Origin of the sequence: Flavobacterium gawalongense (genome assembly GCF_007097265.1) — a bacterium.
Classification (GTDB): domain Bacteria; phylum Bacteroidota; class Bacteroidia; order Flavobacteriales; family Flavobacteriaceae; genus Flavobacterium; species Flavobacterium gawalongense.
The window spans coordinates 49,654-72,742 of the sequence record NZ_VJZP01000019.1 but is presented as its reverse complement, the minus strand read 5'-3'; the positions used below and the strand labels follow the sequence as shown (position 1 = coordinate 72,742).

At 34.4% G+C, this 23,089-nt stretch carries 18 protein-coding genes; 15 read left to right on the top strand and 3 right to left on the bottom strand.

What is annotated here, in order from left to right:
- The 8 genes from FNW38_RS11135 to FNW38_RS11100 all read left to right on the top strand — a co-directional run.
- On the top strand, positions 1-1,910 hold a 1,910-nt coding region (locus FNW38_RS11135), incomplete at its 5' end, for a TonB-dependent receptor plug domain-containing protein (protein WP_143387981.1).
- Positions 1,911-2,124: 214 nt separating this feature from the next.
- The gene (locus FNW38_RS11130; RefSeq protein WP_143387982.1) at positions 2,125-2,790 is read left to right on the top strand and encodes an SCO family protein; all 666 of its coding nucleotides are present in this window, start codon (positions 2,125-2,127) and stop codon (positions 2,788-2,790) included.
- A gap of 173 nt (positions 2,791-2,963) precedes the next feature.
- A complete protein-coding gene (locus tag FNW38_RS11125) occupies positions 2,964-3,206 on the top strand; it encodes a FeoA family protein (protein ID WP_143387983.1) in 243 nt (80 codons plus the stop codon).
- Positions 3,200-5,302, top strand: a complete 2,103-nt coding sequence (gene feoB / locus FNW38_RS11120; protein ID WP_143387984.1) for a ferrous iron transport protein B — start codon at positions 3,200-3,202, stop codon at positions 5,300-5,302. Before FNW38_RS11125 ends, feoB begins: the two co-directional genes overlap by 7 nt.
- Positions 5,303-5,308: 6 nt before the next feature.
- Positions 5,309-5,440, top strand: a complete 132-nt coding sequence (locus FNW38_RS11115; protein WP_143387985.1) for a FeoB-associated Cys-rich membrane protein — start codon at positions 5,309-5,311, stop codon at positions 5,438-5,440.
- A gap of 596 nt (positions 5,441-6,036) precedes the next feature.
- Positions 6,037-8,718 carry a TonB-dependent receptor gene (locus FNW38_RS11110; protein ID WP_143387986.1) on the top strand — a complete coding sequence of 894 codons (2,682 nt, stop codon included), beginning with the start codon at positions 6,037-6,039 and terminating at the stop codon, positions 8,716-8,718.
- A 221-nt stretch (positions 8,719-8,939) separates the two neighbouring features.
- Positions 8,940-9,461 carry a YfiR family protein gene (locus FNW38_RS11105; protein ID WP_143387987.1) on the top strand — a complete coding sequence of 174 codons (522 nt, stop codon included), beginning with the start codon at positions 8,940-8,942 and terminating at the stop codon, positions 9,459-9,461.
- A gap of 136 nt (positions 9,462-9,597) precedes the next feature.
- On the top strand, positions 9,598-12,051 hold the full coding sequence (locus FNW38_RS11100; RefSeq protein ID WP_143387988.1) for a PAS domain S-box protein: 2,454 nt from the start codon (positions 9,598-9,600) through the stop codon (positions 12,049-12,051).
- Between the two features lie 117 nt (positions 12,052-12,168).
- On the opposite strand, the gene FNW38_RS11095 is transcribed toward FNW38_RS11100, so the two are convergent.
- The 3 genes from FNW38_RS11095 to FNW38_RS11085 form a co-directional block, all read right to left on the bottom strand.
- Complete coding sequence (locus FNW38_RS11095; RefSeq protein ID WP_143387989.1) at positions 12,169-12,456, bottom strand: hypothetical protein; 288 nt, start codon at positions 12,454-12,456, stop codon at positions 12,169-12,171.
- A gap of 174 nt (positions 12,457-12,630) precedes the next feature.
- Positions 12,631-13,284, bottom strand: coding sequence for a metal-dependent transcriptional regulator (locus FNW38_RS11090; RefSeq protein ID WP_143387990.1), 654 nt, complete (start codon positions 13,282-13,284; stop codon positions 12,631-12,633).
- Positions 13,285-13,431: 147 nt separating this feature from the next.
- Positions 13,432-15,303, bottom strand: coding sequence for an Nramp family divalent metal transporter (locus FNW38_RS11085; RefSeq protein WP_143387991.1), 1,872 nt, complete (start codon positions 15,301-15,303; stop codon positions 13,432-13,434).
- A gap of 91 nt (positions 15,304-15,394) precedes the next feature.
- On the opposite strand from FNW38_RS11085, the gene FNW38_RS11080 reads away from it, so the two are divergent.
- From FNW38_RS11080 to FNW38_RS11050, 7 genes are all read left to right on the top strand, one after another.
- Positions 15,395-16,594: a di-heme oxidoredictase family protein gene (locus tag FNW38_RS11080; protein WP_143387992.1), complete on the top strand. Its 1,200-nt coding sequence runs from the start codon at positions 15,395-15,397 to the stop codon at positions 16,592-16,594.
- A gap of 2 nt (positions 16,595-16,596) precedes the next feature.
- Complete coding sequence (locus tag FNW38_RS11075) at positions 16,597-17,037, top strand: QcrA and Rieske domain-containing protein (protein ID WP_143387993.1); 441 nt, start codon at positions 16,597-16,599, stop codon at positions 17,035-17,037.
- On the top strand, positions 17,034-18,257 hold the full coding sequence (locus FNW38_RS11070; protein WP_143387994.1) for a hypothetical protein: 1,224 nt from the start codon (positions 17,034-17,036) through the stop codon (positions 18,255-18,257). Before FNW38_RS11075 ends, FNW38_RS11070 begins: the two co-directional genes overlap by 4 nt.
- A 161-nt stretch (positions 18,258-18,418) precedes the next feature.
- The gene (locus FNW38_RS11065) at positions 18,419-20,671 is read left to right on the top strand and encodes a TonB-dependent receptor (protein WP_143387995.1); all 2,253 of its coding nucleotides are present in this window, start codon (positions 18,419-18,421) and stop codon (positions 20,669-20,671) included.
- On the top strand, positions 20,671-21,135 hold the full coding sequence (locus FNW38_RS11060; protein ID WP_143387996.1) for a thioredoxin family protein: 465 nt from the start codon (positions 20,671-20,673) through the stop codon (positions 21,133-21,135). Before FNW38_RS11065 ends, FNW38_RS11060 begins: the two co-directional genes overlap by 1 nt.
- Positions 21,136-21,170: 35 nt before the next feature.
- Positions 21,171-22,322 (top strand): lycopene cyclase family protein, encoded by a 1,152-nt coding sequence (locus FNW38_RS11055; protein WP_143387997.1) that lies wholly within the window; start codon positions 21,171-21,173, stop codon positions 22,320-22,322.
- Positions 22,323-22,420: 98 nt separating this feature from the next.
- On the top strand, positions 22,421-22,831 hold the full coding sequence (locus FNW38_RS11050) for a BrxA/BrxB family bacilliredoxin (protein WP_143387998.1): 411 nt from the start codon (positions 22,421-22,423) through the stop codon (positions 22,829-22,831).
- Positions 22,832-23,089 lie beyond the last annotated feature (258 nt).

Here is a 23,089-nt window from a genome sequence, read left to right as displayed (position 1 = left end):
TTGAAAACGGTTACACTGATTTAACCAGTTTATTGGAAAACGTTCCGGGTGTGGTAGCTATAAGAACCGACCATTTTACTTTTGGCGGACAACGTGGTTTTTTAAGTAATTTTTCGCAAACGATACTGTTGGTAAACGGACGAGAAATGCAAAATTTATTTGCTTCCGAAACATTTATTTCAACACAATTTGCAACGCATAACATAAAACAGGTTGAAATTCTGCAAGGTCCGGCTTCTGCTCTTTATGGTGCAAATGCTTTGGTTGGTGTTATTAATATCATCACAAAAAATGATTCCTCTGATTTTAATAAAATAGAGTATCATACTGAAATTGGAACACAAGGAACTCAATCTCAAAGCATTGTTTTTGGAAGAAATCTAAATGATTTTCGTATTAGTGGTAGTTTTCGATATTTCCGTAGCAATCTTTGGGATTATAAAGATTTTATAAAAGACACCCTAAATTTCAGACAAGGAGTTCCTTCTAACGCATTTCCCGTAAACCAAGAATTTAAACAGACTAGCTGGTCGCTTCCATATGCTGCAAAAATTTCTTACAAAGGTCTTTATGTGGGAATAGAGGGTTATGAGCTTAAAGGCAGTAAAGGACTTGAAAATATTTCGTTAGATTACACTAATCAAAGTGATTACCGTCAATTAGCCTTGTATTATGCCGGTATAGAAAAAGAAATTACTGCCAAACTTAAAATTAATGCAGAGCTTCAATTTTATAAAGAAAGATTCTGGGGGGTAAACTACACTTTTGACAACGCTATCTATGACACTCTTGTGAAAAATGGGCATAATCCGGACATGCCCCTTACTCAACAAGAAATTAAAGACAATTTTATGGATGTATATTCACAGCAATCGAGTTCAGGTTCAAAACGATATAAAGGAAATATACAATTAAATTATGTTCCAAGTCAAACTTTATCTATTATCGGTGGTTATACTTTTGATCTGTTTGATTTATTAGGTTTAGCTCGTTCTACAGATAGATTAAATCCTAGTTTTGATGAAACACGCTCTATCGAAAATAGAATGCGCAAACCATTTTTTCGTCAGTATAAAAATTCACTGTTTTTACAATTGCAAAAAACACTTTTTGATAAATTATATCTCACGCTGGGTGGACGATTTGATCACCACAATATTTATAAATCCATTTTTACCTTTCGCAGTGGTTTGGTTTACACCCCATTTCAGAAAACTTCAATAAAATTTCTTTTTGGACAGGCTTTCCGTGAACCTAATATTTTTGAACTTGGTGCCTCATCGGTAAAAAACGTGGTTAATGAACTTGATCCGGCACGTATGAATACTTTTGAGGTTGGAATTAATCAATCGTTTACAAGTAATCTAATAGCAAATATTGTTGCCTACAAAAATATAGCAACAAATTTTATTGAACCTACCGAAACGGGGGGGTTCATAAATTCAAATAATGTAATAAATGTCTTTGGTATTGAGAGCCAATTGTTTTATAAAATAGGAAAAATTAAAACTGAAATTGGTTATTCTTATGTTAAAAAAGATGCTGACGATTACGCTGGTGTTAGTACCGTGAATCTTGGTGTTTATCCCCATAGAATAACCGGAGGTTTGACTTTTAATGCAACTGATACCTTTACAATCAATTCAAGGATTAATTATTATTCTGAAATTCAAGCAAAACATGGTAATAAGGACATTACACAAATAATTACCATCCCATCTTATGCTAAGATTGATTTGACATTTTCTTATGTAAAAATAAAAGTGTACGATGCCGAAATTACTACACAATTACTAGTTACGAATGTGTTTGATTCCCAATTTTATCAACCCAATGTAAGAATAGGTGGTCCAAAACAATTTTTGTTGCATGGAAGACAACTATTTTGCAATTTGATTTTTAAATTTTAAAAATGATAAAGGAATGAAGCAACCGCTAACATCAGTTTGGAAGTCAGCAGATTTTGTATGTTAAAGACAATTTTTAAAAAACGAAAAAGAATTCAATAGTATTTGTCTTAAAAAATACAGCTGTTTTTAATTTTTTTGATCTTGAAATTTGATATAATTAAAAGAGATTCTTTTTTAAAATTACCTTTTTGTATTTTTGCATCAAATTACTCTTATGAAATCTATTTTTTACAAATACCGAAAATTCTTTGGTGTTTTATTAGTCTTCTCCATCATAACGATTTACTTGTTTTATGTGGCTCTTAAACCCAGTAAATCACTTCCGCTTTTTAATCCATCAGATGTAAACCCGGAATTAGTAGACAGTACTGTACAATATATCAGTAAATACCACACCATTGCCGATTTTTCTTTTGTGAACCAAAACGGAAAAACCATCACTCAAAAGGATTACGAAGGAAAAGTATATGTTGCTGATTTTTTCTTTACCACTTGCGGCTCCATTTGTCCAAAAATGACGACCAATTTAGCGGACGTCCAAAAAGCGATTATCAATAATCCAAAAGTAATGCTGCTTTCCCATACCGTTTTCCCGGAAACTGATAGCGTTCCTGTTTTGAAAGCTTATGCTGTAAAAAATGGAGTTATCGATAGTAAATGGAATTTAGTAACTGGAGACAAAAAAGAGATCTATACTATGGCCAGAAAGTCCTATTTGGCAGTAAAAATGGGAAAACCAAGCGAACTATACGATATGGTTCATACCGAAAACTTTGTTCTGGTGGATACCCAAAAAAGGGTTCGTGGCTTTTATGACGGAACAAATAAAGAAGACATAAAACGCTTGATTGAAGATATTAATTTTTTGAGCAACGAATAACACATCCTTTTTACAGCTATTCTTTTCTTTACTTTCCCTTTTTTATTTCAAACTTAGCACCCATTCTTTAGGCTGCTGCCATTTATTTTAATTCTGTTACAAATGTGATAATTATCATTTTTGTTTGTATTATAATGTGTATTTTTGCAATCTTAATTCAATCTAAATAAGGTTTGCAAACAACGCTAAATTCTCTCAAAAAAGGCGAGAAAGCCATTATAAAAGACTTTGACATCGATACCGTTCCATTAAAATTATTGGAAATGGGTTGCTTGCCTGGTAACTTGGTAGAATTACTTCAAATTGCTCCTTTTGGAGATCCTCTATATTTGAATATTAATGGTTCACATGTGGCCATCCGTGTGGAAACAGCAAAAGAAATTGAAGTTGACATAATCAAAACCAATTTATGGTAAGCAATCAGAACATTAATGTCGCTTTGATAGGAAATCCAAATGTGGGTAAAACATCGGTTTTTAATCAACTGACCGGCTTGAACCAACAAGTGGGGAATTATCCCGGAATTACGGTTGAAAAAAAGATTGGTTTTTGCAAATTACCCAATAATGTCAAAGCTAATATTCTGGATTTGCCCGGAACCTACAGCCTGAATGCCAGTTCGATTGACGAAAATGTAGTTATTGAATTATTGCTGAACAAAAACGATAAATTATATCCGGACGTGGCACTTGTAGTCACTGATGTTGAAAATCTAAAACGAAATTTACTTCTTTTTACACAAATAAAAGATTTAGAAATCCCGACTATTCTGATCATAAACATGGCTGATAGAATGGCGTATAAAGGAATAACACTAGACATTCCTTATCTTGAAGAACATTTAAAAACAAAAATTGCACTGATTAGTTCCCGAAAAGGCTTTGGAATTGATGCATTAAAAAAATTGATTGTTAATTACAAATCTATTTCCAGTGAACCTTGTTTGAATGCATCGAGTATTGATCCTGAATATTTCAATACGTTGCGCAAAACATTTCCCAACCAATTATTGTATAAATTGTGGTTAGTGATTACGCAGGATGTAAATTTCCTGAATTTAGATCGTAAAGAAATCCGAAGTTCGTTTACCAAATCGCATTCGGATTTAAAGCGTTTGCAACAAAAAGAAACCATAAAACGGTATCAGTTTATTAATGATGTGCTGAAAGTTGGATTAAAAATTGACGAAACTGTCGCTAAAGATTTCCGTAGCAAACTGGATCGCGTGCTCACACATAAGGTTTGGGGTTACTTTATTTTCTTTTTGATCTTATTTGTAATTTTTCAATCTATTTTCGAATGGTCTAAAATTCCGATGGATTTCATCGATAGCACTTTTGCTTCGTTGAGTTCTCTAACTGCTGACAATTTACCCGCTGGAGTTCTAACCAATTTAATTTCGCAGGGAATTATCCCGGGAATTGGAGGAATTTTGATATTTATCCCACAAATCGCATTCTTGTTTATGTTTATCTCCATTCTCGAAGAAAGTGGTTACATGAGCCGAGTGGTTTTCCTAATGGACAAAATCATGAGAAAATTTGGTTTATCCGGTAAAAGTGTTGTGCCGCTAATTTCAGGAACAGCCTGTGCCATTCCGGCGATTATGGCCACCCGAAATATTGAAAACTGGAAGGAAAGACTCATCACCATTTTGGTAACCCCATTTACAACCTGCTCCGCCAGATTGCCTGTTTATGCGATTATTATCGCACTGGTAATCCCAGATAATCGCGTTTTTGGTTTCCTGAATATGCAAGGAATGACATTGATGTTGTTGTATCTTTTGGGTTTTGGAATGGCTATTTTTTCGGCTTACATTTTAAATAAAATCTTAAAAATTAAAGGAAAAACGTACTTTGTTGTTGAAATGCCCAATTATAAATTACCTCTTTTCAAGAACGTGGGAATCAATGTAATTGAGAAAACCAAAGCCTTTATTTTTGGCGCAGGAAAAATCATATTAGCCATTTCTATTGTTTTATGGTTTTTGGCCTCTTACGGACCAGGAGAAAAATTCAATAATGCAGAAAAGATAGTTACTGAAAATACAAAGGAAAATCCATTATCAGAAGCAGAATTTGAAAATGCGGTAGCATCACAGAAACTGGAAAATTCATATATCGGGTTAATGGGAAAAACCATTGAACCCGCAATTTCGCCTTTGGGTTACGACTGGAAGATAGGCATAGCTATTATCAGTTCGTTTGCAGCGAGAGAAGTTTTTGTGGGAACATTGGCTACCATTTATAGTGTAGGCGGGAGTGATAATGAAGTTACCATCAAAAATAAAATGGCTGCTGAAATCAATCCTGTAACGGGAGAAAAAATATTCAATTTTGCCTCAGGCATATCTTTATTGCTGTTTTATGCTTTTGCCATGCAATGTGCCAGCACACTTGCCGTTACAAAAAAAGAAACCAATTCTTGGAAATGGCCGGCTGGACAATTGATATTCATGTCTGGGTTTGCCTATGTCGTTGCTTTGATTGCCTATCAAATACTGAAATAAGTGATTATGGATATTCAAGAAATTTTAGCTTTTGTTGCACTTGCGATTGCCCTTGCCTTTTTAATCCGAAAATTCTTTTTAAAAAAGAAGAAATCAGATAAAAATTGCGGTGATGATGATGATTGTGGCTGTCATTAAAATTTTTGTTTAAATTCATTCGGGTTAAACTTCCCTTAAAAAAACAATCCTTTAATTTAAGTTAATTAATTTAAATTAACTAAATTTACATAGCATAAAAGTGTAGTATTAGACTTAAAGTCAGTTGTTTTCATTTTTTCTATTTCAAAAGAATGGCTTCCGATTTGAACTTGAATCTAAAGTGCCTTCTCGATATAATTTCAAGACTTTTAGCTTTACTCCTACACAAGCAATCGGAATTATAGAACTATTATGAATTGGTAATCGGTATTCGATTAAACAGTCATAATTTTTAGTAAAATATGTGATTAATGAGTTATAAAACTTTCAATCCTAATTAAAATATTTCAGATTTTGTCATAGAGATCTAATAGTTGTAATTGGATCGGCATCTTTTAATAATTTAAAGGAGAAAACTACAAGAAACCTCAATACAAATACCGTTATGAAAAAAAAAGAAACTATCCTTTTCATTTCATAATTATTCTTTTCATTGGCTACTTTTTCACTAATGTGTTAAGCCGTTAAATGGACATCTTTTTACAATTATGATGTTGCAATTGATTTCAAATCAAAAAAACCGATATCAACTAATTATGAAAAAGCTTGCTTTATTATTATTTATGCTAAACGTCACGTTTCTATTTGCTCAAAAAGAAATTTCTGGTTTTGTAATAGATAACGCCGGAGTTGCTTTGTCAGGTGTTAACATCACCGAAAAAGGAACAAATAACAGTGTTTCTACAGATATCAATGGGGCATACCAGATTAATGTTAAAGAGGGAGCAACTTTAGTCTTTAGTTATTTTAATTTTCCTAAGCAAGAATACGACACAACTGATCCCATTCTAAATGTTGTTTTATCCGAAGAAGGTGGACAAAGTCTCAGCGAAGTTGTGGTTACCGGAACAAGAGCTACGCCCAGAAGCAATACCACGACTACACTTCCTATCGATATATTATCATCTGAAGACCTGACTTCAACCGGACAAGCAACTTTTGACAAAGCATTACAGTACAGAATTCCATCCTTTAACACGGCTCAAACTCCTGTAAATGATGCGACTTCATTACTTGACCCATACGAAATTAGAAATATGGGACCCAGTAGAACCTTAATACTTATCAACGGAAAACGGAAAAACTTAAGTTCCTTACTTTATGTTCAAACGTCTCCAGGCCAAGGAGAAACAGGTGCTGATATTTCTGCAATACCAATTGACGCTATCGAAAGAGTAGAGATTCTGCGGGATGGCGCATCGCCCCAGTACGGTTCTGATGCGATAGCTGGGGTAATAAATATTATTTTAAAAAAGAAAACAGATAATGGCTCCATAACTGTAAAAACAGGTATTACGGCTGAAGGTGATGGCGAAATGCTAGGTGTGAGTTTGAACAATGGTTCAACTGTGGGAGAAAAAGGATTTGTAAATTATACTTTAGATTTTTCAAAAGTGAACTTGGCCGATAGACCTGGAAAAGTTGATTTAGATGGAGATTTTGCTGACTTCGGGGGGACTATCTCTGGTGTTAACACCTTAGCAGATGTTAAATCTTTTCTTGCAAAATATCCAGATGCCCAAACCATCAATGGATCTCCAGAAACTGCTGCTGCAAAATTTTTGATAAACGGTGGGTCTGATTTATCAGCTGATACGCAATTGTATTATAATGCCGCTTATGTCTATAAAAAAGTAAATTCTTTCGCCAATTATAGAACACCATACTGGGGCTATGGAGGAGGCATTACTTTAAACGATCTTCCCTACTTATTAGACTTCTTTGGAGACGGAACAGTTGCGTCTTACAAAGGGTATCACCCGACATTTATAGGAGATTTGAACGATTACAATGCTTCCTTGGGTTATAAATTTATAAGGAATGGATGGAATACTGATGCCAGCATAACTGTAGGTGGTAATACGCAAACCTATACGGTAGAAAACTCACATAACAGATCAGACATAAAAGATTCTAATGGGGTTAATGTCTATCAAGAGAACAGTCCAATATTTTTTAAACCAGGGGGAGAAGCGTTTAACCATATTGTGGGTAACTTAGATATTTCTAAAGTATTATCTGATAAAATAAGTGTCGGTTTTGGTTCTGAAATTAGAACAGAAACTTTTGAAGTGATTGAAGGAGACAAAGCATCTTGGGATGGATTTGGTGCCGATTCATTTGCCGGTAATAGACCCGAGAATTCAGGAAAATGGAATCGTTATAATTTAGGCGGGTACTTTGATTTAGCTTATGATTTTACTAAAGATTTCTTAGTAAACGGTACGGTTCGTTATGAGGATTATAGTGATTTTGGTGGGGCAACGGTTTGGAAATTAAGTTCTAGATATAAATTTTCTGACGATAAAATTACCTTAAGGGGGTCTGTTTCCACTGGATTTAGAGCGCCAACATTACACCAAATTTACACCCAAAAATCACAATATTCATTTTCTCCAGGACAGGGAATCCAAGTTAGTGGCATTATAAACAATGTTTCACTACAGGCACGCCAATTAGGCATCCCTCGATTAGACGCTGAAAAATCAACCAACATAACTGTGGGAATAGGTGTGAAACCTCTAAAAAACTTTAACTTCACTATAGACTATTATAACATTAAAGTAAAAGACAGAATTATCTTGGGAGATAAAGTAGCCACACAATTTGGCACCGTTGCCTGGTTTGAAAATTCATTCGATTCGAGAACCTCAGGCCTAGATGTAGTTATTAATTACAGGACTATAGAATTAGGAACCGGAGAATTAGGATTCAATTTGTCAGGAAACGTAACTTTTGAAAATAAAAGAATTTCACCGGTTGCAAGTGATAATTTTGGAACAACATTAGACGCTTTAATGTTTACATCAAGACCCGAAACCAAATGGATATTGGGAGCAAATTACAAAATTAAAAAATTTGACTTCTATCTTAATAACACTTATTTTGGAAAAACAACGTTCAAACAGGCCGGTTTAGATTCAAGTTTAAGAACTGAGTTTATACCAAAAATAGTTACTGATTTAGGAATCAATTACGCTGCAACAGATAAATTAACAGTAGCTCTTAATATGAACAATTTATTGAATGTTTTGCCTGAATGGGAATTTAAAGCAGAAAATGTTACTGGAACTGAGATATTAGCAGATCCTGCTCAAGTAAAAAATCAATCTAACTTGATTACTTTCAATGGTCGTTATTCTCAAATGACTTCTGAAGGATATCACTTTAGCCAATTAGGAACCCAGTTTAGTTTATCTTTAATCTATGAATTCTAATTTGGTTATCAAATAATTTTAAAAAAGAATATATTTTGAAAGCCCTTTTCTGTTTTTAGTCGGTTACTATTGAAAGAAAAACTTGTAATTTTTACTTTTTCGAGAGTTCAAAAATTTGAAGTTATTTAAGCAACATTAAAATTCCAAAATTAGAATTTAAAAAAAACCAATAGAGTTAATTATTTCAAATCACGGCAAAACTTCATTAAAAATAAAAGATAATGACAATTAAAAATCACATATTATTTTTGGCAGGAATCATCATACTGATGGGAGGAAATCCAATAGCAGCTCAGAAGAAAATCAAGATGGAAGAGTATGAATTAAAAGCTGCTTTTCTTATTCGTTTTGTAGATTATGTTTATTGGAAAGATTACTCTAAAAACAAAACTTTTAAGATCGCTATTCTGGAAGAAAGCCCAATTACTTCCTCATTGCTGAATATGACTAAAAACAAAAAAATGGAAATAAAGGAGTATAAAAATTTGAACGAGACAGGTTTTTGTAATATCCTGTTTGTCCCTTACGATTGTACCATTCCAATTGAAAAAATTCTTTCAAAATTTTCCGGTAAGCCCGTATTGATTGTAACAGAACAAAATGGCTACGGAAAGAAAGGATCGCATATGAATTTTGTTATGGTTGAAAATAAATTAAAATTTGAAGTAAATCTAAAAGCAATAAATAAATCCGGAATTGGAATCAGTTCATTCTTGCTGCAACATGCAATTATTGTGCAATAGTTGTATCAAATTACAAATTTTCATCGTTCCATTTGTGTATGAATTCGAGTGAAGAGAAGAAGACTTGAGAGAAAGTGCAGCGACAGTGTTTTTAGTATGCGAAGTACTATTTTTAATATTGAAAAACAACAAACAAATGATGAATCTACGTAACATCTCCATTAAAAACAAGCTGGTGCTCATGCAGGTTTTTACCTCTGCATTTGTATTAGGGCTTTGTATTACAGCTTTTGTACTAATAGACATTAAAGGATTCAAAGACCGGAAAGTGGTCAGTTCAATTGCCATTGCGCAAGTAGTCGGTTTTAATAGTGTTTCTGCTCTTGAGTTTTTGGACAATGCTGCAGCAAAAAAAATTCTATCAGAATTAACAGTACAAAATGACATTTTAAATGCAACTATTCTGGACAAAAAAGGAACTGTTTTTGCATCCTATACAAAACCGGGCTCCAATCCTAAATATCGCTTTTCTGTACCTGCGATGGATCAAAAAAGCTTCCTGTTTACCAATGAAAATCTTTTTGTTTATAACAAAATCATAAAAGATAATAAAACGATAGGATTAGTTTGTATCCGATTTGAACTATCGGAATTGAATAAAATAAAAATGGCTGTTTTGCGTCTGGGAATAGTATTATTAATTGTCGGAATCGGACTCGCTTTTTTAATTGCCATGATTATTAAAAAATACATCTCAAAACCCTTGCTGAACTTGGTGACAGTAATACAACAGATAAAGGATACAGGTGATTATAAAACCCGTATGGTTATTGAAGGAAAAGATGAAATCAGCATCCTTTCCTTAGGGCTTAATGATATGCTGGAAAATATTGAAAAAAGAGACAATGAAGTGGCACAATCCAAAGAACAATTGAACAAACAAAATACACTTTTACAATCGGTTATACAAAATATGGGTGATGGACTGATCGTTGCTGATGAGAATAGAAAATTCATACTCTGGAATGCTGCCGGCGAAAGAATAATTGGAATTGGACCTATGGATATTCCTATAGACAGATGGGCTGAAACCTATGGCTTCTTTATGCCCGATACCAGAGCAATTTTTAATACTAATGAACTTCCTTTAGTAAAAGCATTAAATGGTGAAGAAGTGGACAATATGGAAATATTTATCCAAAATTACAAAAAACCCGAAGGTCTTTCTGTAATTGTAACTGCCAGACCTTTAAAAAATTTAGCTGGTGGAATAACTGGTGGGGTTCTAGTTATTCATGACATCACGGAACGAAAAAATTCAGAAAACGAGATTAAAAAACTAAATGAAGAACTGGAACGAAAAGTAACAGAACGTACAGCCCAATTGGCAGAAGCCATAGAAACACTTCGCAAAAGCGAAGAAAAATATCGTGAAATAGTGGAAAACATCAGCGATGTAGTCCATACTTCGGATTACAAAGGTTATTTTACCTACATCAATCCTGCATGTAAAAAACTAACGGGTTACATACAAAATGAAATTATAGGAAAACATTTTTCAGAAATCGTTGCTCCAGAGTGGAGAGACCGTGTGGCCGAGTTCTATTTAAATCAATTTAAAAATAAAATAGATGAAACATTATTCTCATTTCCCATCCTTACCAAATCCAGAGAAGAAAAATGGGTAGAACAAACGGTAATGCAATTAAGAGAAGGAAATAGAATAACCGGACATAAATCTATTATGAGAGATATTACGGAACGAAAAGCAGCCGAACAAAAATTAAAAGAAAGCGAAGGCCAATTGCAAACCATATTTAATGAGGCACCAGATGCCTTAATTGTGATAAATGATGAGGGAAACATTATTAGATGGAATCCACAAGCCGAAAAAATATTCGGATGGTCATTAGTGGAGGTTATAGGAAAACACATGAGTGATTTAATTATTCCTGAACAGTATAAAGAAAATCATATTAAAGGGTTCCAAAATTTCCTTAAAACAGGTGAGGGACCTATTATTAATAAAACAATAGAAATCACAGCCCTTAATAAAAAAAATGAAGAATTTGATATTGAGCTAACAGTGTCTCCAGCTACTATTTTAGGTAAGTATATCTTCATTGCTTTTATCAAAGATATATCATTAAGAAAAAAAATGGAAAATGAAAAAAAAGAAGCAGACAAATTAGTGCATCTTAATGAATTAAAATTGAAATTAATTCTGGAAAATATTGGAGAGGGAATTATTGTTACCGATAGCCAGAAAAGAATTGTTTTATCCAATCACATGGCGGAAGAAATTATAGGAATAAAGCAAGATACCGAACACCCCACTACTCTTGATTGGTCAACTAAATATGATTTATATTATCCTGACGAACAAACCATTTTTCCTGCCCAGAACCTTCCGTTGGAAAAAGCATTAAAAGGAGAGTCAACCGATGACGTTGAAATAATAATTGAAGATTCAGAAACTAAAGCCAAAAAACGGGTTATCATTAGCGGTAGACCAATAATAGATGAAAACAACTATATTATAGCCGCAGTTGCAAATATAAAAGACATTACCTATTACAAAGAACTTGAGGTCGCTTTAGAAGAAAGCGAACAGAAATATCGAAAATTAATTGGTTTTAAAAAGGGATAATAAATAAAGCACCTACTTTTTCCTAATTTTAATTGGAATCCCCCAACAAAAAACTTTGAATCCAAGAAAAAATCAGATAAAAATTGAGGCAACGATAATTGGGATTGCAATTAGGTCTTACTTTACATACCCAATCTTTATGTAATACTCTTTTGGATAAGTTTCAACCCCTTTTTTTGGATAAGGAGAAACACTAATACTTTCTATTTTTCTTTGTTTCTTAGGTAAATATGTAGAAAACCATTGCTTGTTTTCGTCGGCATTATTCACAGAAAAAACAATCGTGTTATCCTCAATTAATTTTGAGTCTTTGTAAACGGATACTACAACCGAAACTTCTCCAGCCCAAACGCAGGTTACACCTTCAGGACAACGAGAATCTGAAAGTACTTCTTTCAAAACCATTTGATATTCCGCCTTTTTAAGACACTTCTTTTGGGTTATCTTGGGTAATGAATCTTTCCTTTTGGGGATTCTGTGCCAAAGCTAAAGTGCTAAAAACGACTAAAAACAACAGGAGTGACTTTTTCATTTTTAATTACTATTTAAATAATTGATTCAAAGATAAGGCCAAAATTATTACGTTAACTTCACAAAGAGATTGCTTGCGATTTTATTTGAAATCGTCAAATCCTTACTGTCAACTTTTATTTTTAAGGACAAATCGAAACTTTCCTTACTAATTACTTCAATTTTAGAACCCAGTGCAATCCCTTGTTTGTCTAAATATTTTAGAAACTCTGATGACGTGTCTTGTACGCCAACACATATTCCTGCTTGATTTTCGTGTAATTCCGAAAGCAATTGCTTTTCAACTTTAACGATTCGCCCATTTGCATCCGGAATGGGATCACCATGCGGATCTTCGGTAGGATTGCCCAGGAAATCATCCAGTTTATTAATGAGTTTTTCGGATTTAATATGCTCCAATTGTTCCGCAACATCGTGTACCTCATCCCAGGAAAAGTCTAATTTCTCCACTAAAAAAACTTCCCATAAACGGTGTTTTCGCACAATCATTTTGGCTGCTAATTTTCCATTTTCGGTCAATGAAACACCTTGGTATTTTTTATAATTAACCAAATCTTTTTCGGCTAATTTCTTCAGCATATCCGTTACTGAGGATGCTTTGGTTTCCATCATTTCAGCAATAGCATTGGTGCTAACTTCAGAATCGGAAACAGTAGTGAGATGGTATATGGCTTTGAGATAATTTTCTTCTGAAAAGGTCATTTTTGATTTAAGATTGAGGATTAACGATTTTTGATTTCGGATTTTTAATGATCCTCCGATATACCCGCTATAACGACACAAATTTAGACAAATACATTGTAATCCGTGAGGGACTTAGTACTTGATGCTACATACTTAATACCGCTTTTAATTTTTCACAATAAACAAGGGGATAGAAATTTTGCGGCGCACTCTATCAACGGTAGTTCCAAAGACTAAATCTTTGAAATTCGTATGTCCGTGCGTTCCCATTACTAAAACATCAAATTTTCCTTTATTAATAATTTGGGGGATGACTTTATTGGGTTTTCCAAAACCTAATTCTGTTGAAATTTTATACCCTTTTTCCGATAGCATTTCTTTATATTCATTCAGTAGTTTTTCGTCTATTAAGGTTTCATGGTCATCAACATTTCCTCCATAAATCATGGCTCCAACCGTTTCTTCCACGTGAATTAAGGTGTATTTTGCATCTATTCCCCCTAATTCGAAAGCACTGTTTAAAGCCACTTCATCTGCGCTGGAAAAATCCACCGAAACGGCAATATTCTTTTTGTCATAACATCCGGATTTAGAAAATTGAAGTTTCAAATTATGTGGCGAATGATTTTGGATATCTATTTTCGATTTTGTAACAAAAGGATTAAATACAATATACAGCAACAAAATCAAGAAACCTATTGCTAACGGAACAACCGTTAACCATAATAGTATTGGATTTTCAGAGGTTTCGAGCCAGCCATTTATTTCATCAAAAACCAATTTGGCATTAAGCGAAACGATAATAGAAGCAACAATCCAAGAAGCGGTTTGTGTTAATTTACCGATATGGAAACCTTTCATTTTCGATTTATCGCTCACAAAATGAATCAACGGAATAATGGCAAAGCCCAATTGCAAACTTAAGATAACCTGACTTAAAATCAATAACTTACCCGTAACACCTTCTCCAAAAATCGAAATCACAATGACTGCCGGAACAATGGCAACTAATCGTGTGATTATTCTTCGAACCCAAGGTTGAATTCGTAAATTCAGATAACCTTCCATAATAATTTGCCCGGCCAGTGTCCCGGTAATGGTGGAACTTTGCCCTGCGGCAATCAAAGCCACTGCAAATAATATCGGTGCCCATTTGCTCCCTAAAAGTGGTTCCAGAAATTGATGCGCATCCTGAATCTCCGATACATTAAACATACCACTTTTATAAAATGTGGCTGCTGCCAATATTAAAATGGCTGCATTTACAAGAAAGGCCAAGTTCAATGCAATAGTAGAATCAATGAAATTATATTTCAATGCCTCCTTAATCCCCGCTGCACTTCTGTCTAATTTTCTGGTTTGTACCAAGGCAGAATGCAAATATAAATTGTGTGGCATTACCGTTGCTCCAATAATCCCGATGGCGATATATAGCGCCGCATGACCGGGGAGTGAAGGAATTAAACCGTAAATCACCTTACCCATTTCCGGTTGTGCGAATATCATTTCGAAAATGAATGAAAACCCAATGATTCCAACTAATACAATAATGAAAGCTTCCATTTTTCGGATGCCTTTATTAATTAGAAACAGTAATAAAAAGGTGTCTAAAACCGTAATCAAAACTCCTTCAATCAATGGAATTCCAAAAAGCAAATTAATACCGATTGCCATTCCTAAAACTTCGGCCAAATCACAGGCCGCGATAGCAATTTCGGCAAGAAAATAAAGAATATAATTAATGAATTTAGGGTAGGTTTCACGTGAAGCTTGCGCCAAATCACGTTGGGTAACAATTCCAAGTCGAGCACTTAAACTTTGTAGCAACAAAGCCATAATATTACTCATCAATAAAACCCAAATCAAGGCATAGCCAAACTGGCTCCCACCTGCAATATCAGTCGCCCAATTCCCCGGATCCATATAACCTACACTAATCAAGTAAGCAGGCCCTGAAAAGGCTAATATTTTTCTAAATACTGATGTTTTATTATGAGCATGTACCGACTCGTGAACTTCTTCTAAAGATTTTCCCATGGTTGAAATTAAATTACTGATACAAATGTAATTAAAAAATTTGTTTTGCGAAATATAATTTTTAGCTTTGCCTAAATTTTAATTTATACAAATGAAAACTATTCGTGTCCTCTTTGGAGTTATACCAATACTCTTAATCCTGTTATTTATATCATGCGATGAAAACTATACCGAAATTCCTGCTGATGATGAAGTTTTAGATGGAACTGTAGAAGGGCTTTCCCACGAAGAGCTAGCACGTTTCTTAAAAGGCGATGCGGCGTTCAATGAGGTTTTTACCCGAGAAACAGGACTTGGCCCTACATTTGTTTCAACAAGCTGTATCAGTTGTCATGCCGGTGATGGTAAAGGACATCCCTCCACTACACTTACCCGTTTTGGGCAAATTGATGAAACCGGAAATTTATTCTTAAACCAAGGAGGTCCACAATTACAAAACAGAGGATTACCGGGATTCTTACCGGAACAAATCGCTGCCGGGGCTACTTTTGCTAAGTTTACCCCACCCGCAAATACAGGTTTGGGGTTTTTACAATTTGTTACAGATGCTGATATTATGGCAATGACAGATCCTAATGATAGTGATGGTGATGGAATATCTGGTGTTCCAAACTGGATAGACATCCCTGATTTTGTAATGCCATCATCAAATGCTATTTCTCAAAACGGAAAATACATTGGTCGTTATGGCAAAAAAGCAGCAGCTCATAGTTTATTACATCAAACGGCAAACGCATACAATCAAGATATGGGAATAACATCCATATTCAGACCTATTGATGCTTATACCAATTTGGAAATTGACCCCGAAATTACAACTAGCACCGTAAACGACGTTGTTTTTTACCTACAAACATTAAAGGCTCCTATACAACGCAATCAAAGTGACGCAGTGGTTAATAAAGGAGCAGCTGTTTTTAACCAAATCAATTGTACAGGATGTCACAAATCTGAATTAAAAACAGGCTACTCACCTATTAAAGCCCTTTCAAATAAAACATTTGCTCCTTATACCGATTTGTTATTACACGATATGGGAAGCGGTTTAGACGATGGCTATACCGAAGGAAATGCGAAAACCCATGAATGGAAAACGCCACCATTGTGGGGAATAGGACTTTCTCAAGACGCACAAGGAGGAAGCTATTTTCTAATGCATGATGGCAGAGCAAGAAGTATTGAAGAGGCTATTTTAATGCATGGCGGTGAAGCAAGCAAAAGCAAATCTAACTTTCAAAATCTTTCCCAACCAGACAAAGAAGCATTGCTGAAATTTATAAAATCATTGTAATTATGGATAGAAAAAAATTTCTAAAAACGTGTGGTTTTGGTTGTTTGGCAGGACTCTCAACCCTTACCTTTTTACAAAGCTGCAGTTCCTCTCAGATTTTGGCAAAAGAGATAATCGGTTCTGATATTTTAGTCCCATTAACTGATTTTGAAATCAAAAACAAGGAGACAATCGAATATAAAAAATACGTAATCATACAAAACGAAAAACTGAAATATCCTATTTGTGTCTATCGATTTGGCGCCAATAATTATAGCGCCTTATTAATGCAATGTACACATCAAGGAACCGAATTACAGGTTTTTGGAGACAAATTACAATGCGCAGCACATGGAAGTGAATTTAGCAACAAAGGAAATGTAGAAAACGGCCCAGCTGACAGAAATTTACGAAATTTTCCAATTAAAATAGATAACAATACCCTTAAAATATCATTAAAATGAGATTAAAATTCCTCTATATAACATTTTTGTTTCCCTTAAATTTCTATGCACAAATAGACTCCAGTTTACTAAAAAGAACCCAAAAAGACAGTACAAAACAAGCATTAAACATGGATGCGGTTTACAATCGTCCTTTTTTAAATATTGGAAAAACACCCATAGCCGTTGGAGGTTATCTGGAAGCCAATTGGCAACGCCTTTCCACCGATGGCGTTTCCGAAGGACATCAACTTCAGGCCAGACGATTAACCATATTTATGTCATCGGCAATCAGCAAACGTGTGAAATTTTTAAGCGAAATCGAATTTGAAGATGGCGGAAAAGAAATCGCCATAGAGTTCGCCTCTGTCGATGTGGAATTTCATCCCTTGGTTAATTTTAGAGGAGGAATAATCATGAACCCTATTGGGGCTTTCAATCAGAATCACGATGGTCCAAAATGGGAATTTACGGATAGACCTATTTCGTCCACACAGATGCTGCCGAGTACTTTTAGTAATGCTGGAGTTGGGCTTTTTGGAAAAAAATACTCGAACAATTGGATGATTGGTTACGAAGCCTATTTTTCAGGAAGCTTCGATAATTCGATAATTGAAAATGAGGAGAACAAAACCTTTCTGCCAGCCGCCAAAGATAACCCTGAACGTTTTGAAGAAATAAATAGCGGATTACCTTTATTTACAGGTAAAATTGCTATTCGAAATAGTAAAATTGGAGAATTAGGACTATCCTATATGGGAGGTGTTTACAATAAATTCCAAGATGATGGGGTAATAGTAGACGAAAAAAGACGTGTTGATGTTTTCGCATTAGATTTTAACACCACGCTTCCTAAAATCAAAACTTTTATAACCTCTGAATTGGCATGGATTAAAATAGATGTTCCGAGCACCTATGGTCAACAATTTGGCAACAAACAATTCGGTGGGTTTATAGATATTGTTCAACCGTTATTGACAAAAAATATTTTTGGTTGGAAAAACGCTGTATTAAACATTGCTTGTCGATTGGAATATGTTGATTGGAACGTTGGAACTTTTAATGAAACTGGTGGAAATATCGGAGAAGATATTTGGAGTGTAATGCCTGCGATAAGTTTTCGCCCAACATCACAAACTGTTTTCAGATTAAATTACCGCTTTCAAAAACAACGTGATATTTTAGGAAATCCGCCAGCAAATACTGCTGGATTTAACATTGGGGTTTCTACTTATTTTTAATGTTTTGTTTTGCGTAGCAACCGATTGGTTTACTTCTTCAAGTGATTTGTCCATGATTGAATTAAATTATTGATGCTAAAGTAATTAAAAAATTTGTTTTCTGAAATATAATTTTTAGCTTTGTCTAAATATTAAATTTAAGTTTGTCTAAAATTATAATCGTGAAAAATATAATTCTCTTTTTTTGTATTCTAATCAATACTATTTCATTTGCACAATCCACCATAAAAGGGAAAATTACCTCCCAGGACATGCCTTTGCAACAAGCTAACATTGTGTTGAAAAACACTAAAAATGCAACTATAAGTAATGAGGACGGCTCTTATAGCATTAAAAATATCATCTCCGGAAATTATGAAATGGTGGTTTCTTATACTGGTTTTAAATCCCAAAGAAAAACCATTACAGTTATTGACTCTATTGATATCATTTTAGATTTTGATTTAAAAGAAAACAATACGCTGGATGAAGTGGTTGTAACTGGAACATTAAAACCCGTAAGTCGTCTGGAAAGTCCCGTTCCTGTGGAGGTTTACAAACCCACATTTTTCAAAAAAAATCCAACAGCAAATATTTTCGAAGCCTTACAAAACGTAAATGGCGTTCGACCGCAATTGAATTGTAATGTTTGCAACACGGGCGACATTCACATTAACGGACTGGAAGGTCCTTATACCTTGGTTTTAATTGACGGAATGCCCATTGTTAGCGGGCTTTCGACAGTTTATGGATTATCGGGAATCCCCAATTCATTATTGGAGCGAATAGAGATTGTGAAAGGTCCTGCATCCTCTTTATACGGAAGTGAAGCCGTGGGCGGGTTAATCAATATTATCACTAAAGACCCTAAAAACGCCCCTGTTTTTTCAGCCGATGCATTTTCAACTAGTTGGGGCGAAGCCAATATTGATTTAGGCTTTAAAGCCAATGTAGGAAAAAGCGCTTCGGTATTAACTGGTATCAATTATTTCAATTACAGCAACCCGATTGATAACAACCATGATAATTTTACCGATGTGACTTTACAAGACCGAATTTCCGTTTTCCAAAAGTGGAATTTCAACAGAAAAAGCAACAAACTATTTTCAATGGCAGGACGTTTTTTCTATGAAGACCGATGGGGTGGTGAAATGCAATGGGAGAAAAAATACCGTGGTGGAGATGAAGTCTATGGAGAAAGCATTTATACCAAACGCTGGGAATTATTAGGTGCTTATGAACTTCCGGTTTCTGAAAAAATGTTGTTTTCCTTTTCTTATACGGATCATGACCAAAATTCAGTTTATGGGAACATTCCTTATTTAGCGAAACAACGCATTGGTTTTGGACAACTGACTTGGGATAAAAAATTAAACAATCACGATTTGCTTTTTGGAACTGCCATTCGCTATCAATATTATGATGACAATACTACAGCTACAACCAAGGCAGACGTTAATTGGATTCCTAGTGTTTTTGTTCAGGACGAAATCAATTTGGCTGAAAAGCACAAACTTTTATTAGGCGCGCGTTACGATTACAACAACAATCACGGATCTATTTTCACGCCGCGTTTGGCTTACAAATGGAAAGTGAACGACAACAACATATTGCGATTTAACACGGGAACTGGGTTTAGAATTGTCAATCTTTTTACCGAAGAGCATGCCGCTTTAACAGGTTCGCGTGATGTAATTGTTCTTGAAGAATTGAAACCGGAACGTTCGTATAATGCCAATCTAAATTATTTAAAGAAAATCTACACTAAAAACGGAAACTTCATCGGCTGGGAAACTACAGCTTGGTACACGTATTTCACGAATTCTATTATTCCTGATTATGATAGCAATCCGAACCAGATTATTTATAAAAACTTAAACGGACACGCTGTTACCAAAGGAATAAGCACCAACATTGACATGGTTTTCAATAATGGACTAAAAATGATTCTTGGCGCAACCTTTATGGATGTATCCAAAACAGAAAATAACATTAGAACACGTCAAATGCTTACCGAGAAATTCACGGGAACTTGGGCTATTTCTTATAGATTACCTAAATTATTTTTGGATATTGATTATACCGGAAATGTATATGGACCTATGCGTTTACCCCTTTTGGGCGCGTTAGATCCAAGAAAGGAATATTCTCCCACATGGAGTATACAAAACATTCAGTTTACTTATAATAAACTCAAAAATTTCGAAATCTATCTTGGAATAAAAAATTTACTGAATTGGACGCCAAATAAAGGCAATCCGTTTATCATTGCCAGAGCAGATGATCCTTTCGATAAAAATGTACAATTTGACACCAATGGGAATGTTCAGGCAACACCTGATAATCCGTATGCTTTAACCTTTGATCCAGGCTATGTTTATGGACCAAATCAAGGAATTCGCAGCTTTTTTGGATTGCGTTATACTTTAAAATAATGAAGAAACGCTTTTTTATACTATTGATTTTCTTTTGGGCAATTCCATCCGGTTTTGCCCAATTGAAAACCTATTCCTTTGAAGAAGTGGAAAAATTATCTAAAGAAAATCCAAAACCTATTGTAGTTCTTATTCATACTTCGTGGTGCAAATACTGCAAGATGATGGAGAATTCCACTTTTAGAAATCCAGAAATAATTACGCTTTTAAATAATAATTTTTACTTCATTTCATTAGATGCCGAAAGCAAAAAAGAGATTACTTTCAATAATCATACTTTCAAATTCAAACCAAAAGGACAAAACACCGGAATCCATGAATTGGCTACAGCATTAGCAACAATTGACCGCGAAGTAGTTTATCCAACAATTACCATTCTTGCCTCTGATTTTTCGATATTGTTTCAAAAACATTCTTTTCTAAATGCAAAAGCTCTTGTTTCTATCCTTGAGAAAATGGAATAATTGGTTACTTTTGAGAAGAATTTCCTGAAATTAACATGAAACACTTCGATTACATTTTTACCGGCTCAGGTTTATCGGCTTTGATGATCGTCTATAAAATGGTACAATCTGGCAAATTCAATGATAAAAGTATGCTGTTATTGGATGAAAATCCAAAAAAAACAAACGACAGGACTTGGTGTTTTTGGGAAGAATCAAACGGAACTTGGGAAACGATCATCCACAAAAAATGGAATTCAGCTCTTTTTGCTGATGAAAATTTTCGTCGGGGCTTGGATTTAAAACCGTATCGATACAATATGGTGAAAGGGTTGGATTTTTACAACCTAGTATTTGATTTGATTTCGAAACAAAAAAACATCACTTTCTTCAGTCAGAAAGTAATCGAAATCGAAGAATCGGAAAATCTGATTCTGATACAAACCGATACTGAAAGCTTTTCCTGCTCCAAACTTCTCAATAGTATTTACAATAAACAAAAAGCGGAAAGTCAAACGGAATATCCGGTTTTACAACAACATTTTATTGGTTGGTTTATCAAAAGTGAACAGCCTGTTTTTAATCCCGGACAAGCAACGTTCATGGATTTTTCGGTGGAGCAAAGAGGCAATACCCGTTTTATGTATGTTTTACCTACTTCCAAAACAGAGGCTTTAATTGAATACACCTTGTTTTCTAAAAATCTACTTCAGAGACAGGAATACGAAACCGAAATCCAAAAATACATTCAAAATCTAGGTATTACCAATTACGAAATTATCGAAAAAGAACAGGGAAGTATTCCAATGACCTGTTATCCTTTTTGGGAAGCGAACACTAAAAACGTAATAAATATTGGTACTTCAGGTGGTTGGACTAAAGCAAGTACAGGTTATACTTTCAAATATTCCGATAAAAAATCAACTGAATTAGTTTTATTTCTTCAAACCGAAACTGACTTCAAAAAATTCCATAAAACAACCAAATTCTGGTTTTACGATTTGTTACTTTTAGATATTTTGGACCGAAAAAACGAAATCGGCTCCACTATTTTTTCTTCATTATTCAAAAAAGGAAGTCCAAAACTAATTTTCAAATTCTTGGACGAAGAAACTTCTCTTTTAGAAGACATTCAAGTCATTCTAAAATGCCCAAAAACACCTTTTATTCAAGCGTTACTGCATGTGGCTTTCAGAAAAATAAAATAACAATCAAACTATAACAAAACTTTATAGTTCAGATAAACATGTTGGTTTTAAACTTTGTAACTTTGCAACTTGAGATTATAAATTTTAAAATAAAAAACATGTATCCAGAAGAAATGGTAAAACCAATGCGTGCTGAGTTATCTGACGCAGGTTTTCAAGAATTACATACAACTGAAGCAGTTGAAAACGCAATAAAAGCTGAAGGAACAACACTTGTGGTTGTAAATTCTGTCTGTGGTTGTGCTGCAAGAAACGCACGTCCGGGAGCAAAAATGAGTTTGGATAATGCTAAAAAACCAGACTATTTAGTAACCGTTTTTGCAGGTGTAGATAAAGAAGCTGTTGATGCAGCAAGAGGATTTATGTTTCCTTTTCCTCCATCATCGCCAAGCATAGCTTTGTTTAAAGATGGTGAATTGGTTCACATGTTAGAGCGTCACCACATTGAGGGCCGCCCAGCAGAATTGATTGCTGAAAACCTGAAAGATGCTTTCAACGAATATTGTTAATTCAATAAAAAAGAAAAACCACGTCCATTGCTTCGTCAGTTCGCTGTCGCTTGGGTCGTGGTTTTTCTATTTAAAGCCATTTAGCTTTCATCATCTAAAGCCATTTAGCTTTCATCATCTAAAGCCATTTAGCTTCGCTGAATCTTTGATTTCCTGCTTTATATTTCAAATGAAATCCACTGAATTTCCATTAGAATAAAAGTATAGTGACCCTAATCTTTATTGTTTCTAAAGAAAAAACAAAGGATTTCCATTGTA

What these genes read in the sequence shown, in the direction of transcription:
- FNW38_RS11130 (WP_143387982.1), top strand. Translation starts at nt 2,125, where the DNA reads ATGAAATCTATTTTTTACAAATACCGAAAATTCTTTGGTGTTTTATTA.
- feoB (WP_143387984.1), top strand. Translation starts at nt 3,200, where the DNA reads ATGGTAAGCAATCAGAACATTAATGTCGCTTTGATAGGAAATCCAAAT.
- FNW38_RS11115 (WP_143387985.1), top strand. Translation starts at nt 5,309, where the DNA reads ATGGATATTCAAGAAATTTTAGCTTTTGTTGCACTTGCGATTGCCCTT.
- FNW38_RS11110 (WP_143387986.1), top strand. Translation starts at nt 6,037, where the DNA reads ATGAAAAAGCTTGCTTTATTATTATTTATGCTAAACGTCACGTTTCTA.
- FNW38_RS11105 (WP_143387987.1), top strand. Translation starts at nt 8,940, where the DNA reads ATGACAATTAAAAATCACATATTATTTTTGGCAGGAATCATCATACTG.
- FNW38_RS11100 (WP_143387988.1), top strand. Translation starts at nt 9,598, where the DNA reads ATGATGAATCTACGTAACATCTCCATTAAAAACAAGCTGGTGCTCATG.
- FNW38_RS11095 (WP_143387989.1), bottom strand. Translation starts at nt 12,456, where the DNA reads ATGGTTTTGAAAGAAGTACTTTCAGATTCTCGTTGTCCTGAAGGTGTA.
- FNW38_RS11090 (WP_143387990.1), bottom strand. Translation starts at nt 13,284, where the DNA reads ATGACCTTTTCAGAAGAAAATTATCTCAAAGCCATATACCATCTCACT.
- FNW38_RS11085 (WP_143387991.1), bottom strand. Translation starts at nt 15,303, where the DNA reads ATGGGAAAATCTTTAGAAGAAGTTCACGAGTCGGTACATGCTCATAAT.
- FNW38_RS11080 (WP_143387992.1), top strand. Translation starts at nt 15,395, where the DNA reads ATGAAAACTATTCGTGTCCTCTTTGGAGTTATACCAATACTCTTAATC.
- FNW38_RS11075 (WP_143387993.1), top strand. Translation starts at nt 16,597, where the DNA reads ATGGATAGAAAAAAATTTCTAAAAACGTGTGGTTTTGGTTGTTTGGCA.
- FNW38_RS11070 (WP_143387994.1), top strand. Translation starts at nt 17,034, where the DNA reads ATGAGATTAAAATTCCTCTATATAACATTTTTGTTTCCCTTAAATTTC.
- FNW38_RS11060 (WP_143387996.1), top strand. Translation starts at nt 20,671, where the DNA reads ATGAAGAAACGCTTTTTTATACTATTGATTTTCTTTTGGGCAATTCCA.
- FNW38_RS11055 (WP_143387997.1), top strand. Translation starts at nt 21,171, where the DNA reads ATGAAACACTTCGATTACATTTTTACCGGCTCAGGTTTATCGGCTTTG.
- FNW38_RS11050 (WP_143387998.1), top strand. Translation starts at nt 22,421, where the DNA reads ATGTATCCAGAAGAAATGGTAAAACCAATGCGTGCTGAGTTATCTGAC.